The sequence below is a fragment of the Enterococcus sp. C50 genome (genome assembly GCF_040887505.1).
Taxonomy (GTDB): Bacteria; Bacillota; Bacilli; order Lactobacillales; family Enterococcaceae; genus Enterococcus_B; species Enterococcus_B thailandicus.
Genome location: NZ_JBFOFW010000002.1, coordinates 406,565 through 424,263, shown reverse-complemented (window position 1 = coordinate 424,263; position 17,699 = coordinate 406,565). Strand labels below are relative to the sequence as shown.

Genomic DNA, 17,699 nt, shown 5'->3' with positions numbered 1-17,699 from the left:
TTATCCTACCATTTCAAGAATTGAATTACCAGCCTTCCATCGTTTGAATTTCCTCTGCTACATCAAATGGTTTCCAAAGAAAACGAATCATTCCTTCCTTATCTGTTCTACGGTAGGCAATGTGTTGTTTCGTTAAACTAGTTAACACTTCTTGATGTGGGTGACCATATAAATTATTTGCTCCACAGGAAATAATTGCTAATTTTGCTTGAAGTTGTGTCATCAATAAAGGGCTGGTTGAACTTTTGCTTCCATGGTGTCCTAGCTTGACAATATCTGCTCTTAGCAGAGGGTATCGCTTTGCTATTTTTTCCTCTGTTGTTTGGTCTAAATCTCCCAAAAATAAAAATTTTCGTTGATTGACTTCTGCTAAAAGAACAACAGAGTCCTCATTTTCCCCCTTTCCTTGACTCAAAGGTGCCAATACGCGCAGTCCAAAATAACCAGTGATTTCTTGCCCCGCACCTATTTCTTGAACAATTGTCCCTTGTTTCTTTAGTTGATTCAGCTGGTTCTTGACCTCTTTCGTTTTCCCAGACCCTTTACCGATAAAAATAGTTTCAATGGTAAAATGTTTTGCTAAATTAGCAAGTTCACCTACATGATCTGTATCATCATGGGTCAAAATCAATCGATGAATTGTTCTGATTCCTTGTCCTTTTAAAAACGGAACGAGATTATAATCAGAGTATGCTCGTTTTGGACGTTCTCGCCACTTTTCTTTATTAAAGGATAACTTACCACCTGTATCGATCAAAACGTTTTCTCGTCCATTAGGTGCCTTTAAAAGAATGCTATCTCCTTGGCCAACATCAATAAAAGTCACTGAGGTTGTCAAATCAAACTTTGTTCCATGACACAAAATGAACGGAACAAAAAAAGAAAGGATCATCCGTTTAAACAAATCATTTTTTCGAAAAGAAATAGTGTGAAGAGATAACAGATATACCATAGTTAACAAAAAGAGTAAACTATCTGGGCGCCCAACGATCAAATTGCCAAATGTCAGTTGCTTCGTCAATTGCTCCAAATAACCTAATCCTTCATTTAAAGCAAATAAAAGACTACTTGGTACATAATTATGTAAAAAGAAAATACTAACTACAAGCGGCAACAATAAGTATTCAAATAACGGTAAAAAGAGTAGTGTCAAGAACATCCCAAAAATTGGCCATTGAAAAAAATGCCAAATGATTAATGGCATCATGACTATGCTAAAGATAGCTAACTTCATAAAATATTGAAATATGCCTTGCCTTCTTTCAGATAACGGCAAAATAATAAACAAAAAACTAAACCAAAGACTTAATTGACCTCCAGTTTGATAAAGTGTCAAAGGTTCCAGCAACAACAATAGCCACATAACAACTGCGAAACGATCCATTGCAGACAATCGTAACTTAAAACACTTCCCTACTAGACGAAGTAAAAACAAGAAGCTCGCACGTAAAATAGACACAGATCCCCCGGATAGTACAACATAACATAGTGTGATAATCAGCAAGAAACCAGTATTTTCTTGCACTGTCCCTCCCAGTCGTCTAAAAACATAATAGATCCAACCTAAGTAGACCTGGATATGTAGTCCCGACAAACTGAATAAATGAAGCAAGCCCGTATCTTGGTACACTTCTTGGGAGTCAGTGAAAGTCGCATCTTTGTAACCAAATAGTAAAGCGTTGACATACACCCCTACTTTATCTGGTAAATGTTTTTTGACGTGCATGATTCCAGCAGCTCTTTTTCGTTGTAAAAAATTACGCCAAGTATGATGCTCTTGAATTTTTTTTACTTTTTGAATTGTAAATTTCCCCATTATTCGTTGGCTCTTAAAATAGGCGGTTTGGTCAAAATTATAAGGATTTCGCGCTCGTTCAGGCTCTTCGAACTCACCGCTTGCCCATAGAATAAAAGCTGTTCCTCGAAGATTTTTAATTTGAATCAGTTCCTCTTCAGACTGGACTCGATAACTCAACTGAATTTTTTGCTGTTTTTCATCTATCAGTGTTCCAATCAATGTAATAAAATCACCTGATTCACGCATTGTATCAGTGTTAATCATGAAGCTACTGGAAGTTGACACCTTTGGTTGAATCGCTGGTTTTTCTAAAAATAAACAAGATGAAAATACCAGAGCGCCACCAACTAAGCTTAAAAACAAAATCGAACGATCTTCTTTTAAACAAATCCAGAAAAAAAGGCTGGCAAAAATCAAACGATATTGCCAGCTTTCTGTATAATAACTTAAACTAATCAAGCCAGAAATCAACGCAGGAAAAATCAAGCGATTTTGGACAAGACAAAGTTTTAAACTAAACGTGTTCACCAGACAGCTCTCTTTGTAGTTTAGAGAAGTAGGCTGAATCTAGTGATACTTGATGGATTGATGCACCCATTTGATCAATCAACGAAAGTGCATAAGCATCATTTCGATAATCATGTAGATAATTGATTTTAGTAATACCAGCTTGTAATAATGCTTTCGTACAAGCCAAACATGGGAAATGGGTCACGTAAATCTCTGAACCTTCTGTGGGGATTCCTAGCTTTGCACATTGAAGTAAAGCGTTCATCTCCGCATGAATTGTTCGCAGACAATGACCGTCGACAATGTAACATCCTTCATCAATACAGTGAACATCGCCACTTACAGCGCCATTGTATCCACCAGCAATGATGCGTTTTTCTCTAACCAAAGTCGCTCCGACTTCTAATCGTGTACACGTACTACGTAAAGATAATAATACAGATTGGGCCATAAAATACTGGTCCCAAGGAATTCGATCATTGCTCATTTTCTTCACCTCTGTGAGTTAGTCTATTGTTATTGTAACTAAGTTTTTTAGTTTTTCAACCGTCTTTTCCCCAATTCCCGATATTTCCTGTAGTTCTTCTACTGATTTAAAGTGCCCATTCTCTTCACGATAGTTGATAATGTCTTGCGCTTTCTTTGCCCCGATCCCTGATAATTCTTGCAATTCCGAAATATCTGCCGTATTGATATTGATTTTTGACTCTGTGGCTGTTGATGTTTGACTCTGTGGCGGATGTGAACGAATCTCTCCGATTTTCGGAACATAAATCAATTGTTGGTCAACCAGCTTCGCAGCAAAATTAAGTTGACTCGCATCTGCGTCTTCGGTCAATCCACCAGCTTTAGTTAGCAAATCTTTTATACGTTGGCTTTGCGTCACAGAATAAACACCCGGATACTTAACACTTCCTTTGATATCCACATATATTTCTTCGACTGCGCTACTCCTCTGCTCTTTGGCTGTCGTCTCAGTCGTTAAAATTGTTTGGTCTATCGTTGTTGCTGGAAGTTTTTTCATTGTATTTATTTGAAAAAAATAGATCCCTCCACCCAGACAAAGTAATATTAATCCTAAAAAAAGACTGACCACAAGTTTAGGGGATTCGACAAATTTATGATAGATCTGGGCTAATTGTGCTTTCAACGATGCAACTACTTTTGCCAACATTTGGAAATCGCTCCTCTCCACTTTTTTTGTTCCCATTTTGTTATTTGGTACTTCCCCATTCACAATTAGTTACGTCAAAATGAGATTTTATTTTTTTATTTCGCAATTTTTTGACAATCTCATCGCTCTTAATGCATTTGTTTTTCAAAAAAATAAACGAAAAATCCGGAACAAGTTGTCCGAACTTTTCGTCTAGTGTTTAAATCAGCTCATTTTTTTTAGATAATTTAACGCATCTTGTATCGTTTTAACCGGAACGATTTTCATTTTACTGTCCAGTTTTTCGGCAGCAGCTTTTGCTTCTTCGTAATTTGATTTTAGTTCTGGGTATTTTTTCTTAATTGCAGGATCTAGCGTATCATCTGGTGCAAAGAAAATATCCATACCTGCTTGATTTGCACTTGCAACCTTTTTATCGATTCCGCCAATTCGACCAACTTCTCCCGAACTGTTAATCGTACCCGTTCCAGCAATCGCTTTTCCTTGTCGAAGATTACTTCCAGTTACTTGATCGTAAATTTCTAAGGTAAACATTAATCCTGCTGAAGGACCACCAATGGAACCAGCATTAATTTTTACGTTTGTATCAGATGAAATCTCTGTATGATCTGTCAAAGTAATCCCAATTCCTGGCTTTTTATCTGTAGATAACTTAATTAAGTCGCCAGTCGCTTCTTTTTCTTCCCCAGCATGTAAGAATGTCACTGTTACACTTTGCCCAACTTCTTGGCTTTTGATGTACTTCATAAATTCTTCAGAACTTTTAAAAGTTTTGCCATCGACTTTTGTTACGGTATCTCCCACAGCCAGTTTGCCATAGAAATTTGAATTTTTTTCAACACTCATCACATACACGCCTTCGAACTTCATTGTGTACGATTGGTTTGCTAATTTAAGCGCTTGTTCGATAGCCGCATTTTGTGAAGACTCCATATAATACTTTTGCATCTGATTATATTCTTCACTCGTTGCTCCACCTGTCAATTCTTCTTTACTAATAATATCTTCAAAATCGGTGAACTTTGCTTTAACTGCTAATAAACCTGTTGCTTGACGAATACCTACAGAGGTCAAAGAAAACGAACCTGATGACTCATCTGCTTTTCCATCAACAGTAATCAGTTCTTTTAAATTGATTGTTGCCCCTGGTGCCTCAATATAAAATGGCAGTGGAACAATTACAAAGGCTGCCACCGCTAGCCCAATCAGTACGATAATAACACTTTTGATCCATGGTTTAAGCTTCATTTTGATCCTGCTTTCTAGCTAAAGCTTCATTGATTACTGGTGGTAAATAAATACTTACGTCACCATTAAAATAGAGTACTTCTTTTAACAAACTTGAACTAATATGGCTGTACTCAGGTTTTGCTAAAAGAAAAACTGTTTCTAATTCACTATTTAAGTGGTGATTCATTTGAGCAATACCTCGTTCATACTCAAAATCTTTCACATTTCTAATCCCACGAATCAACACTTTAACACCTAATTCTTTTGCTGTTTCTACAGTTAGCTGATGCTCTTGGTGAATCACGCGAACATTTGGTAAATGTGCAACAGCTTTCGTAATCAGCACCACTCGTTCTTCTGCCGAAAACAAACTTTTCTTTGATGTGTTGACGAACACGCCAACGATGACTTCATCAAATAACTCTGCTCCTCGTTCAATTGTATCAAGATGCCCCATTGTTAAAGGATCAAAACTTCCAGGAAATAATGCACGTGTCATGCTTTCGCCTCATTTCGATAAATAGTTACAGCAGTAATCCCATAATTTTGCTGTCTGATTTGTGTCAAACTTTCAATCGTTTCAGGAAGCTCAACTGTTTTATCTGTTTCACACACAATAATCGCATCTGGTTTGAGCAAACGAAGTTCTAGCATTTTCTCAATTTGATCCACGATTTTTTGTTTTGCGTAGGGGGGATCTAAAAAAAGAAAATCAAATTGCTCCTTTTGGTTTGCTAATTGTTCGATTGCACGATCAGCATCTAATTTCAATGTAGTGAATTTTTCTGGTTCTTTGGTGATTGCAATATTTTCTTTGATGATTTTTAAAGCCTGATAATTTTTATCTACACAAACAGCGTGTGAACAGCCTCGTGAAATAGCTTCAATTGCTAATCCACCACTACCTGCAAACAAATCTAATACTCGCTCACCGTCAAAGTAAGGGCCAATCATGTTAAAAATCGATTCTTTGACTTTATCAGTTGTTGGTCTCGTATTTGCACCAGGCAAACTTTTTAATCGGCGTCCGCCGTATTCTCCGGAAATAACTCGCATATGCTCACTCCTTGTTTCTCGCTTTTACTAGTATACCAAAACCTGACAAAAAAAGGACTGCAAGTCACCAAACAATTTCTTAGTAACTTACAGTCCTCACTCTTTTTTATCTATGAAAGTATGACTTAAATATTTTCAGCTAAACGAATTTCTGTGCTTAGTTCTTCGATTTCAAAGCCATCATCTTTGATTGCATCTTTAGAACCAATTTTTTCTGCAAAATTCATTTCAATGTCAGGACGATAAGAAGGTTCTACTCGCCGAACGAAATGAAGCTTTTGGATTCTTTCTTGTGTTTGCTCAAATGTCTCTTCATTTAAGTAAAGAACAACATATTTCATTCTTCTTGAGACATAGTGGAGTAACCCAAATTTCTTTAGATTTTTTAATTGTTTTAAGCTGTATACCCAAACGATTATTCCACGACGTTTCGTTATTTCAAAGTTAGTTTTATCAACTTGCATGACAGTTCCCTCCGCATCCAGCATGTTTACTTGTTTCAAAAAACGGACTACCTGCATTAATTTTGATTTCACTGGAAATCCCGCTTGCAAGTTGTTGCCCTATCTCATCCAAAATCCCTTGTAATTGTGTTTCATTTACCCGAAACTCTGACACTTCATCCGTTAAGTCTAGTTTTCTTTTTGCAGCTCTGACTGCACGTTGTTTTTCTCGAAAATCAGGGACATACTTCCCATAATCGGCAATTTGCTCAAAGCTAGCTTTTTTCGTTAAAAAATCTTTTTTTAGCTCTTCAACTTCATCAGAGTGATTCATGACTCTTTTACTTATCAGATATGCACGAAATGTTTCACTTTCACGAATACGCTGAACCACTTGTTGACATTGATCTTCTAAGCAAAATAATTCTTCATTAATGATCACTGCTATCACTACTTTCTTCCTGCTCTTCTTGCAATAAGACTAACACATTTTCTTTTGAAAAGGCAATTGCTAATGTATCAGCCGATTCACTCATAAAACGCTCGTGTGTATACGGATCACTATACCACTGTAAAAAAGAAAAGGTTGGGTCAATCATCGGGTGCGTAAACAAGCCAGTTGTTTGCTTCAATTGATTTTTTTCAAGAATATCCGTCAACTCATCACCAGTCAGAGAGAAACGTTTCATTGTTTTAGAAGAAGTCACTGCTGCTTGCCATTCTTCTACTCGTTCTGGTGTTAAGTAATCTTCTGGTTTAGTCAAAAAGCTTGATAAAACATGTTTTGTTTTTTCTTCAAAAAGTAACATCTGTCGGTAAGCAGGTAAACTATCTTCTTCTCTCAGTTGATTAAGTAGTTCTGTTCCTTTTTGTTCTTTTACCCGATTGATTTTATCCCAGTCTGCTTCTTTATCTAGTTGATAGGTTGGCAGATTGTCACCAAAAACTTGATAAGGAAGCAATTTCAGCAAGCTTTCTTTATCCAAATATGTTACTGCAAATAGACCATTTGTTGTCTGATCAAAAAACATAATTGCAAAAGTATCGTTATCAAAAGCAATCAAGGGACGGTAGTTCATATCTTCTTCCATCAATTCGATTCCAATTTCTTCTTTTTGATAATCAAATGTGAAATTCGTATAAATCGTTGTAAAAGCTGTTAAATCTTGCATCGTCATGCCAAAAGAAAATGGTGCAATCTGATCATTCGCACTGTTTAGTACCTTAACGGCTTTCACCTTGTTCTCTTGAATATTTGCTTCTAAGAGAAGCTGTTTTTCGGCATCTTGGTAATATCTGATTTCAAATCCAAATCCACTGGCTAATCGATCATACGCACTACCAAAATCCGCTTCAAGCTTGCTAACGGGTTGGTCTATGTACGTGGAAAAACCAGTCGCTTGAAGCTCCTGATATTTCCACGTTGTCATTTGATTTTCTTCTATTTGCTGAGTTCGATCATTTTTGATTTCTGTCTTAGGTGGAAAGAAAACAGGTTCCATGTAAAATGCCACAACTACCAAAAAGAAGATGGCAGTAAACAATCCTACTCTTTTCACGTTTTTAATTCCACCCTTCATCAAATTTTATTGTTCGGTCACTTCGATTAACAAATCACCTGAATTGATGACTTCGCCAGCACTCACGTAGACATGTTCGACTTTTCCGTCAAAACGTGCTTCGATCGTTGTTTCCATCTTCATTGCTTCTGTAATCAATAACGTATCACCTTTTTTGACTACGTCACCTTTTTTCACTAATACTTCTAAAACAGACCCAGACATCGTTGCCCCGATTTGTTCTTTATTTGTTGGTTCAGCACGACGTTTCGTTTGAACTGAGCTGATAATTGAATTGTCTTTAATAAGAATCTCACGACGTTGTCCATTCAAATTAAAGAATAATACTCGGTTTCCATCAATATCAGGTTCCCCAATTTCATCTAAACGAATAATCAAGATTTTCCCACGCTCGATTTGAACATTCACTGTTTCGCCCAAACGAATTCCTTGGAAGAATGTCGGTGTATCTAGTAACGTAACATCTCCAAATTGGTTATAGGACGTTTGGTAATCTAAAAAGACTTGTGGATACATCAAATAGCTCAACACTTCATCTTTGCGAGGAGTATAACCAATTTTTTCTGCCAATTCTGCTTTTACTTTTTCAAAATCAATTGGTTCAGCTAATAATCCTGGACGTTTCGTAAATGCTGGACGATCTTTCAAGATGATTGCTTGCAGTTTCTCTGGAAATCCACCAACAGGCTGACCAAGTTCTCCTTGGAAAAATGTTACGACTGACTCAGGGAAACTCAAGTTATCCCCATTTTCATAAATAGCTTCTTCTGTTAAATCATTTTGAACCATAAATAACGCCATATCTCCTACTACTTTAGAAGAAGGTGTCACCTTTACGATATCTCCAAACATCAGGTTAACTGTATGATACATTTTCTTGATTTCATCCCAACGATGGCCAAGACCAACAGCTTTTGCTTGTTGTTGGAGATTCGAATATTGTCCACCAGGCATTTCATGCATATACACTTCTGTTTCAGGAGCATTCAGGCCATTTTCAAAAGGCTTATAATACATTCTGACATCTTCCCAATAATGATTCAGTTTTTGGGCATGTTCAATATTGATTTCTGGTAAACGTGGACCGTTTACCAAAGCATAATACAAACTACTCATGCTTGGTTGACTCGTATTTCCACTCATTGCACTCATCGCCACATCGACGATATCAACACCTGCTTTTGAAGCAGCAGAGTAAGTAATGATCCCGTTGCCACTAGTATCATGTGTATGCAAATGAATTGGTAAGTCTGTTGTTGCTTTTAATTCACTAATCAAGCGATAAGCTGCTTGTGGTTTTAATAAACCTGCCATATCTTTGATTGCAATGATATGGGCACCTAATTGCTCCAGCTCTTTTGCCATATCTTTATAATACTGCACATTATATTTTGCACGACTTGGGTCATTGATGTCACCAGTATAACAAATTGCTGCTTCAGCCACTTTTCCTGCATCACGAACTGCTTGAATACTTTTTTCCATTTGCGGTGTCCAGTTCAAACTATCAAAAATTCGGAAAACATCAATTCCTTGTGCCGCTGCTTCTTGTACGAACTCAACTAGAACATTATCTGGATAATTAGAATAACCAACAGCATTTGATCCTCTAAAGAGCATTTGTAGTAATGTGTTAGGCATCAATGCACGGATTTTTCTAAGTCGTTGCCATGGGTCTTCATTTAGGAAACGATAAGCAACATCAAAGGTTGCGCCACCCCACATCTCACTTGAGAATAATTCAGGTAACGCCTCACCAGTTAAGCGAGCAATTTTCTTGAATTCTTGCGTTCTTACACGCGTAGCTAACAGACTTTGATGTGCATCTCTAAATGTCGTATCTGTTAACAGAAGGTTCTCTTGATTTGTAATCCAATCAACCAGACCATCTGCACCTTGATCATCTAAAACATTTTTTGCTGTCACATAGTCTTGACGAAGTTCCAATGAAGTTGGAATTCTTGGTTCATCATAAAATGGTTTTTCCATTTTTTCGATTCCTGGGAATCCATTCACCGTGATTTCGCCAATATATTTCATTGTTTTATTTCCTCTGTCACGTAAACGTGGAAATTCAAATAATTGAGGTGTATTATCAATAAACGTCGTTTTGGCATGGCCAGACTGAAATTCCGGGTGAGTAATCACATTTAGCATAAATGGAATATTCGTTTTGACCCCACGGATTCTAAATTCTTTCAGACAACGTTCCATTTTTTGGATTGCTGTATCAAAATCCGCCGCATGCGTACACACTTTTACTAACAATGAATCGAAATAAGGTGTAACGACATAACCAGCATAGGCGTTACCCACATCCAAACGAACACCAAATCCACCTGGTGAACGATAAGTATCAATCTTCCCTGTGTCTGGCAAGAAGTGGTTCAATGGATCTTCCGTTGTAATTCGACACTGGATAGCTGAACCATTCAATTGAAGATCTTTTTGTTGTGGCAACCCAATCTCTTTATGGAGATCTTTTCCTTGAGCAATCAATAATTGGGTAGTTACAATATCTACGTCAGTGATCATTTCAGTGATCGTGTGTTCAACTTGGACACGTGGGTTGACTTCAATAAAGTAGAAGTTCTCCCCTTCCACTAAAAATTCAACAGTTCCTGCATTCACATAACCAACATGTTTCATTAACTGAACAGCTGCTTCACAAATTTTTTGGCGCTGTTCTTCACTTAAAGATACACATGGTGCAACTTCAACGACTTTTTGATGACGGCGTTGAACAGAGCAATCACGTTCAAAAAGATGAATCACATTTCCATGAGTATCACCTAAGATTTGGACTTCAATATGTTTGGGATTACCAATATATTTTTCTGCATAGACTTCATCACTACCAAAAGCAGCTTTTGCTTCACTTTTAGCACGTTCATACCCTTCACGAGCGCTCTTTTCATCATAAGCAACACGCATCCCACGGCCGCCACCGCCAAGGGCAGCTTTGATCATGATTGGATAACCGTAAGTATCAGCAAATTGTAATGCCTCTTCGACAGTTGCGATTGGTCCATCTGTCCCAGGAATGGAAGCAATTCCAGCTTCAATTGCAGCAGTTTTTGCTTTAATCTTATCACCAAAAATATCTAAATGGTGAAGTTTAGGTCCCACAAAAATAATGCCCTCTTCCTCACAACGACGAGCAAAGCTTAAATTTTCTGATAACAATCCATAACCAGGATGAATGGCATCCGCACCGCATTCTTTCGCAATTTCAATGATTCCTTCAATATCAAGATACGCATCAATTGGTTTTTTCCCTTTACCAACCAAATAAGCTTCATCCGCTTTAAAGCGATGGACAGAATATTCATCTTCTTGTGCGTAGATCCCAACAGTTTTAATTCCTAATTCTGTACAAGCACGAAATACTCGCACGGCAATCTCTCCACGGTTAGCAACTAAAACCTTTTTCATCGAACCACTCCTACATCTTTTTTAGTATAATCCTAAACTTTTCCGTTTTTCATCTGCACTAATATTAAGTACAAATCCGACACACACCGAGAGCATCAGTAAACTTGATCCTCCCTGACTTAAAAAGGGAAAGGTAATCCCAGTTAAAGGAATAACGCCAGTAATCCCACCCAAGTTGATAAACACTTGGATCAAAAACATTCCGCCAATTCCTATACATAACAATGAATTAAATGGATCACTTGAGCGAATTCCAACTAAGATAATGCGAGCAATCATGAAAAATAGCAAAGCTAAAATCAAGACTGCCATTATCAACCCAAGTTCTTCTACAACGATAGCGAAAATAAAGTCTGTTTGTGCCTCTTGCAGAAATCCTTTTTTCTGAATACTATTACCTAAACCGCGGCCAAACAAACCACCGTTGAAAATTGCATAATAACCATTGACCATTTGATGTCCTTTATCCAGCTCATCAGCAAATGGATTTTGAAAAATCGAAAAGCGGCTATAAATGTACTGCAAACGTGCAGGTAAAATTTTCCCATGCGTAACATTCATCAGCCAAATAACAAAAATACTTAAGCCAACTCCACCAATTCCGACAATCCAAGTGTAGTAGTAGTTTACACCACTTGCTAAAAGCATAACTAAAACGATCAAGAAGATTACTGTTGCGTTCCCAAAATCGGGTAAGATAGCCACGATAACTGTCAATCCGAGAACCAATGCTAAGGGTCGTTTAATCGAACCCACAAAATCTTTCTGCACACCATTTTGACGATTTGCCAACGTCAATGACAAATACCAGATGGCAATGATTTTTAAATACTCAGCTGGCTGAATGGAAAAACCTGCAATTGTTAGCCAACCTTTGGCTCCGTTTACTTCTTTCCCAAAAAATAGCACGATTATCAACAAGAGTCCCAAGACAACAAAAGCAATCATAATGAGTCGCTGATTTTTCAAAACATCTGTCTTCATCTTGTATAAAAGTGCGATTGCCACTAAGCTCAATACCCAAAAGACACTTTGATTGATCACCGATGACATGGGATTTTGACCATTTTCTAATAATAAATATGAAGTAGAACTATAGACCATAATCAAGCCTAGTGCACACAAAATCAAATAGGGAATTAAAATCGTATAGTCCATTAAATGCCGTTTTTTTACTTTTTTAGGCAAGTTTATTCCTCCTTGCCACTTTCATTTTTTTCATAGTTTTCCTGATAAACATCATTATATAACTGATTCAATTCAAGCTCTAGTTCACTCAAAATTAGCTGTCCTTCGTCTTTTTCAATGATTCCCACACGAATAGCAAAGCTAACTTGTTGAGAAAAACCATACATTTGCGTATCAACAACTTCTTCAAATGCTTTGCACTGTGAAATACACAAACTGTTTTTTTGATTGCGAATCAATCGTTTGATCCGATTTGCATCTTCCTTTAATACATGAACGGCGAATTCTTTGGTTAGAGAATCCATCTATGTCTACCCCCTATTCTAATTTATTCATTATAACATACTTGATTTTTTAACGAACAGTAAAATCAAGGGATTCCTCGCTTTTTTTATCCATTTTTTCTTACATAGACACAAATTTTTTTCAGGTTACAAGCTTTTCTACAAAATAAAAAATCACTTTTGTAAAACAAGTAGTTATTTGTTATTTTTTTAAGTTATTTCATTCAAAATTTTTAAAAATGCCTCGCCATATTTATCTAATTTACTTTGTCCTACACCTTTGATTTGTAACATTTCTAGTCGATTTGTTGGACGTACCTGACTCAATTCTTTCAATGTTGAATCAGAGAAAACCACATAAGGTGGCACACCTGCATCAGCAGCCAAGTCAGTTCGCAACTCACGAAGCTGTTCAAACAAAGTATCATCTTCTGCCAATTGCCGAACTTTTTTCGCTTCTTTTCGATAAACCTTCTGTTCATTTTTCAACACTTGGATTCCTTTATCAGTCACCTTGAGTACTGGAAACTCACCCGTCACAGATAACAGATAACCGCTTGAAATCAAATACTCAATGAGTTGTAAAATATCTTTTTGAGATTGCTTCTTCAATAGCCCGTAGGTCGATAATTGTTGAAATCCTAACGTTTTTACTTTCTGTTCTTTAGAACCCGCCAAAACTTTCATCAAAAGCTGTTTTCCGTAAGCTTCACCCATTCTTTTAAGGCATGACAAAACCATTTGCGCTTCAGTTGTTACTTCAATCAGCTCGCGATCGTCTAAACAGTTTCCGCATCGATTGCAAGGTAGACTCTTTTCACCAAAGTAATTTAAGATATATTGCTGCAAACAAGACTCAATATACGCATATTCAGTCATTGCTTTTAATTTTTCATATTCTTTTTGCTTTTGTCCTTCGTCACGCTGTGATTGTTGGATAAAAAACTTTTGAACTTGAATGTCTTGAGCAGCAAACAATAAAATTGCTTCACTTGGTAATCCATCTCGACCAGCCCGACCTGCTTCTTGATAGTAAGCTTCTAAGGATCCAGGAATTTGATAATGGATGACAAAGCGAACGTTACTTTTGTTGATTCCCATACCAAATGCGTTGGTTGCTACAATCAGCTGAACACGATCAAACAAAAATGCTTCTTGCATTTCGGTCCGCTCACGTTCATTTAGTCCACCATGATAGCGTCCAACTGAAAACCCAAACTTTTGTAGCAAATGATACACACGATCAACTTCTTTTCGGGTCGCCGCGTAAATAATTCCAGATTGATTTTTGTTGATTTTTAAATATTCAATTAAGTATTGTTCCTTTTTTTGATCTTTGATTACTTGAAAGGTCAAATTTTCCCGAGCAAAACCAGTTTGAATATGATTACTATCAGGGATTTTTAAAAGTCTTTTGATATCTGCAGCAACTTGAATGGTTGCCGTCGCTGTCAACGCTACAATTACTGGTCGACTTGGTAATTGAGTTAAAACTTCAGCCATTTGCAAATAGCTTGGACGAAAGTCATGTCCCCACTGTGAAATACAGTGTGCTTCATCGATTGCAATCAATTCAACTTTCCAATAGCTCATTGCCTGCTGAAAATCAGGCATAATAAAACGTTCTGGTGCAACATAAAGTAATTTACACTGATCGTGATTCAATAACTGAAATCTTTCGGCTGTTTCTTTTCCTGTTAGCGAACTGTTGATAAATGTAGCAGGGATGCCTAGTTGGTTGGCAGCGTCGACTTGATCTTTCATCAAGGAAATTAAGGGTGACACAACAATTGTTAGTCCATCCATCATAATTGCCGGGAGTTGATAACAGATTGATTTCCCACTACCAGTCGGCATGATTCCTAATACATCCTGTTGTTCAAAAATTTTTCGAATGATTTCTTGCTGTCCAGGACGAAATTGTTCATAGCCAAAATATTTTTTTAATACTTCATACATGTTGTGACTCCTTTCTTTTTTAGTTTACTTCGAGAGTTGGAGCAATACAAGTACTCGTTTCGTTTGTGAAACAAATATAAAATATGAAACATTTTCACTGGTTTTTTAAAACTTTAAGAAAACTTTTAAAAGTCCTTATTTGTTTTTACGAGATTTTTCTTCCTTTTCTTTCTCACTTCTCCACAGGTAAAAAAAGACCAGCTCATTTTGAACGAGCTGGTCTTAAGATTATTCATTCATCAATGAATTATTTTTTCTTTTTAGATGCTTTTTCACGAGCATTTTTGTTTAAGATATGTTTTCTCAAACGAATTGATTCTGGAGTTACTTCACAGTACTCATCATCATTCAAGAATTCAAGAGATTCTTCAAGTGTTAATTGCTTAGGTTTTTTGATTACAGAAGTTTGATCCTTGTTAGCAGAACGAACATTAGTCATTTGTTTTGCTTTTGTAATGTTAACTGTTAAGTCATTATCACGGCTGTTTTCACCAATGATCATACCTTCATAAACATCTGTACCTGGTTCTACAAAGACTGTTCCACGTTCTTCAATACTCATGATTGAGTAAGTAGTTGCTTTACCAGTATCAATAGAAACTAATGCACCTTGGTGACGTCCACCAATTTGACCAGCTAGCATTGGTAAATATTGGTCGAATGTGTGGTTCATGATACCATAACCACGAGTCATTGAAAGGAACTCTGTTGAGTAACCAATCAAGCCACGCGCCGGTGTTAAGAAAGTCAAACGAATTTGGCCATTTCCAGTATGAACCATATCTTGCATTTCACCTTTACGCAAGCTTAGTGATTCAATCACACTACCCATGTATTCTTCTGGTGTGTCGATTTGTACACGTTCAAAAGGTTCGCATTTTACACCATCAATTTCTTTTTCAATAACTTCTGGACGTGAAACTTGTAATTCATAACCTTCACGACGCATTGTTTCGATCAAAATTGATAAATGTAGTTCCCCACGGCCTGAAACAGTCCAAGCATCAGGTGAATTTGTTGGTTCAACACGTAAAGACACGTCAGTTTGTAATTCAGCCATTAGACGTTCTTCGATTTTTCTAGCTGTTACATATTTACCTTCGCGACCTGCGAATGGTGAATTATTAACTAAGAAAGTCATTTGTAAAGTTGGTTCATCAATGTGTAGGATTGGTAAAGCATCTTGATGATCGACTGGTGTAACAGTTTCCCCAACGAAGATATCTTCCATACCAGACACAGCAATCAAATCTCCAGCTTTTGCTTCTTCGATTTCTAAACGTTTCAAACCAAAGAAACCAAATAATTTTGTTACACGGAATTTTTTAACTGTTCCATCAAGTTTCATCAAAGCAACTTGATCGCCCACTTTGATTGTTCCGCGGAACACACGACCAATACCGATACGTCCAACGTAATCATTGTAATCAAGCAATGAAACTTGGAATTGTAAAGGTTCGTCACTGTTATCAACTGGCGCAGGAATTTTTTCAATAATTGTATCAAAAATTGGTGCCATTGTTGCTTCTTGATCTGCAGGATCATCAGATAAGCTTGAAGTTCCGTTCAATGCAGAAGCATAAATAACTGGGAAATCTAATTGGTCGTCATCTGCTCCTAATTCGATGAAAAGTTCAAGAACTTCATCAACAACGTGTTCAGGGCGAGCAGACGGTTTGTCAATTTTATTAACAACAACGATAGGTGTAATGTGTTGTTCTAAAGCTTTTTTCAAAACAAAACGTGTTTGAGGCATTGTACCTTCATAAGCATCAACAACTAAAACTACGCCATCAACCATTTTCATGATACGTTCAACTTCACCACCGAAGTCCGCATGTCCAGGTGTATCCATGATGTTTACGCGAATACCTTTATAATCAACAGCTGTATTCTTAGCTAAGATTGTGATTCCACGTTCTTTTTCTAATGCATTTGAGTCCATCGCACGTTCTTGTAATTGTGTATGTGCGTCTAATGTATCTGATTGTTTCAATAACTCATCAACTAATGTTGTTTTTCCGTGATCGACGTGGGCAATAATTGCTACGTTACGGATATCGTTTCTATAATTCAATGTAACTAACTCCTTCTTTTATCAGTTTATTTCTGACAGGGCAATTTACTCGACTGCTTATTATAGCAAACTTTTTTCATGAAATATAGTGAAATGTTTTCATTTTTTCGCGAAACTTAATAAACTATCAACTTTTTTTCATTTTCATCTCGAAAAATTCCGTTTCACAGCTTTTTTAAGTTTCATTTGTACCTGCCTACTCAGATTTCTAAGAATGAGTGGATTTGCTGGAACGCTTTCGGAGTTGCTGCTACAAACAATTCACGCCCATGAAATGCTAACTGCTCGCCATTCATATTACTATAGAAGAAACCGAATTCTGTTAACAAAACACAACCAGCCGCATAATCCCATGGACTCAAGTTTGACAAATAGCCAATATGATTTCCTTTTAGCATTGCAATCATTTCCAAGCCGGCACACCCAGTGATTCTGACCCCCATACTTTTTTCACCAATTGTTCGGATATTAAACTTATTATGCGCAAATAAATAGCCATTCATTCCTAACAATCCAGCCTCTAACGTTTTATTCACAGGTTGTGAAAGCTGCAAATCATTTTGATAGACGCCTATTCCACGTCCGCCCCAGTAAAGTTCTTCTTGCATCACATCATAAATAAACCCTAACTGTCCTACGCCGTTTTCATACATAGCCAGCATGATACAAAAATTTTCGCCTTCCATCACAAAATTGAGCGTTCCGTCGATGGGGTCAATAATAAATACTCGTCCAGTTAAGTCAGTTAACTCATTATAACCATCTTCTTCCGCTAGAATTCTTGCATCTGGATCGAATGCAGCAATCTTCTGAACTAAGAATTGTTGAACTGTTCGATCCATATTTGTGACTAAGTCTTTTCGATTTGTTTTTTCAAAGATAGTTAGTTGTTGCCTTTCACTTGCTTTGATTTGTTCTCCCGCTTCAAGCAGCCAACTTTTGATTTCGTGAATTATTGGTTCCAT

Annotated in this window: 15 protein-coding genes; all 15 read right to left on the bottom strand. The window is 37.0% G+C overall.

Going from position 1 to position 17,699, the window contains the following annotated elements; translation table 11 throughout:
• Positions 1-25: 25 nt before the first annotated feature.
• Positions 26-2,326 carry a DNA internalization-related competence protein ComEC/Rec2 gene (locus tag AB3I20_RS04675; RefSeq protein WP_270492455.1) on the bottom strand — a complete coding sequence of 767 codons (2,301 nt, stop codon included), beginning with the start codon at positions 2,324-2,326 and terminating at the stop codon, positions 26-28.
• Positions 2,313-2,795 carry a ComE operon protein 2 gene (locus tag AB3I20_RS04670; protein ID WP_067481282.1) on the bottom strand — a complete coding sequence of 161 codons (483 nt, stop codon included), beginning with the start codon at positions 2,793-2,795 and terminating at the stop codon, positions 2,313-2,315. The genes AB3I20_RS04675 and AB3I20_RS04670 overlap by 14 nt, the downstream gene beginning before the upstream one ends.
• Before the next feature lie 18 nt (positions 2,796-2,813).
• Positions 2,814-3,482, bottom strand: a complete 669-nt coding sequence (locus AB3I20_RS04665) for a helix-hairpin-helix domain-containing protein (protein WP_270492454.1) — start codon at positions 3,480-3,482, stop codon at positions 2,814-2,816.
• 204 nt (positions 3,483-3,686) lie between these two features.
• On the bottom strand, positions 3,687-4,730 hold the full coding sequence (locus tag AB3I20_RS04660; RefSeq protein WP_270492453.1) for a SepM family pheromone-processing serine protease: 1,044 nt from the start codon (positions 4,728-4,730) through the stop codon (positions 3,687-3,689).
• On the bottom strand, positions 4,720-5,211 hold the full coding sequence (gene coaD, locus AB3I20_RS04655; RefSeq protein ID WP_270492452.1) for a pantetheine-phosphate adenylyltransferase: 492 nt from the start codon (positions 5,209-5,211) through the stop codon (positions 4,720-4,722). Before coaD ends, AB3I20_RS04660 begins: the two co-directional genes overlap by 11 nt.
• Positions 5,208-5,768 (bottom strand): 16S rRNA (guanine(966)-N(2))-methyltransferase RsmD, encoded by a 561-nt coding sequence (rsmD, locus tag AB3I20_RS04650; protein WP_067481274.1) that lies wholly within the window; start codon positions 5,766-5,768, stop codon positions 5,208-5,210. The genes coaD and rsmD overlap by 4 nt, the downstream gene beginning before the upstream one ends.
• 125 nt (positions 5,769-5,893) lie before the next feature.
• Entirely contained in the window at positions 5,894-6,232 is a 339-nt protein-coding gene (locus AB3I20_RS04645; protein ID WP_067481272.1) for a YlbG family protein, read from the bottom strand.
• Positions 6,222-6,653 (bottom strand): YlbF family regulator, encoded by a 432-nt coding sequence (locus AB3I20_RS04640; protein WP_368027033.1) that lies wholly within the window; start codon positions 6,651-6,653, stop codon positions 6,222-6,224. The genes AB3I20_RS04645 and AB3I20_RS04640 overlap by 11 nt, the downstream gene beginning before the upstream one ends.
• Complete coding sequence (locus AB3I20_RS04635) at positions 6,643-7,770, bottom strand: CAP-associated domain-containing protein (protein WP_284590422.1); 1,128 nt, start codon at positions 7,768-7,770, stop codon at positions 6,643-6,645. The genes AB3I20_RS04640 and AB3I20_RS04635 overlap by 11 nt, the downstream gene beginning before the upstream one ends.
• Positions 7,771-7,797: 27 nt before the next feature.
• Positions 7,798-11,226 (bottom strand): pyruvate carboxylase, encoded by a 3,429-nt coding sequence (locus AB3I20_RS04630; protein WP_368027025.1) that lies wholly within the window; start codon positions 11,224-11,226, stop codon positions 7,798-7,800.
• A 21-nt stretch (positions 11,227-11,247) separates the two neighbouring features.
• Complete coding sequence (locus AB3I20_RS04625) at positions 11,248-12,414, bottom strand: FtsW/RodA/SpoVE family cell cycle protein (RefSeq protein ID WP_067481268.1); 1,167 nt, start codon at positions 12,412-12,414, stop codon at positions 11,248-11,250.
• 2 nt (positions 12,415-12,416) lie between these two features.
• Positions 12,417-12,719 carry a DUF1507 family protein gene (locus AB3I20_RS04620; protein ID WP_368027024.1) on the bottom strand — a complete coding sequence of 101 codons (303 nt, stop codon included), beginning with the start codon at positions 12,717-12,719 and terminating at the stop codon, positions 12,417-12,419.
• A 189-nt stretch (positions 12,720-12,908) separates the two neighbouring features.
• Positions 12,909-14,657: a DNA helicase RecQ gene (gene recQ, locus AB3I20_RS04615; protein ID WP_368027023.1), complete on the bottom strand. Its 1,749-nt coding sequence runs from the start codon at positions 14,655-14,657 to the stop codon at positions 12,909-12,911.
• Positions 14,658-14,904: 247 nt separating this feature from the next.
• Positions 14,905-16,734: a translational GTPase TypA gene (gene typA / locus AB3I20_RS04610; protein ID WP_067481262.1), complete on the bottom strand. Its 1,830-nt coding sequence runs from the start codon at positions 16,732-16,734 to the stop codon at positions 14,905-14,907.
• A gap of 200 nt (positions 16,735-16,934) precedes the next feature.
• The gene (locus AB3I20_RS04605; protein ID WP_067481260.1) at positions 16,935-17,699 is read right to left on the bottom strand and encodes an inositol monophosphatase family protein; all 765 of its coding nucleotides are present in this window, start codon (positions 17,697-17,699) and stop codon (positions 16,935-16,937) included.

Bases quoted from the DNA above. Each gene is read 5' to 3' on its own strand.
- AB3I20_RS04665 (WP_270492454.1), bottom strand. From the start codon at position 3,482: ATGTTGGCAAAAGTAGTTGCATCGTTGAAAGCACAATTAGCCCAGATC.
- AB3I20_RS04630 (WP_368027025.1), bottom strand. From the start codon at position 11,226: ATGAAAAAGGTTTTAGTTGCTAACCGTGGAGAGATTGCCGTGCGAGTA.
- rsmD (WP_067481274.1), bottom strand. From the start codon at position 5,768: ATGCGAGTTATTTCCGGAGAATACGGCGGACGCCGATTAAAAAGTTTG.
- AB3I20_RS04620 (WP_368027024.1), bottom strand. From the start codon at position 12,719: ATGGATTCTCTAACCAAAGAATTCGCCGTTCATGTATTAAAGGAAGAT.
- AB3I20_RS04660 (WP_270492453.1), bottom strand. From the start codon at position 4,730: ATGAAGCTTAAACCATGGATCAAAAGTGTTATTATCGTACTGATTGGG.
- recQ (WP_368027023.1), bottom strand. From the start codon at position 14,657: ATGTATGAAGTATTAAAAAAATATTTTGGCTATGAACAATTTCGTCCT.
- coaD (WP_270492452.1), bottom strand. From the start codon at position 5,211: ATGACACGTGCATTATTTCCTGGAAGTTTTGATCCTTTAACAATGGGG.
- AB3I20_RS04605 (WP_067481260.1), bottom strand. From the start codon at position 17,699: ATGGAACCAATAATTCACGAAATCAAAAGTTGGCTGCTTGAAGCGGGA.
- AB3I20_RS04670 (WP_067481282.1), bottom strand. From the start codon at position 2,795: ATGAGCAATGATCGAATTCCTTGGGACCAGTATTTTATGGCCCAATCT.
- AB3I20_RS04645 (WP_067481272.1), bottom strand. From the start codon at position 6,232: ATGCAAGTTGATAAAACTAACTTTGAAATAACGAAACGTCGTGGAATA.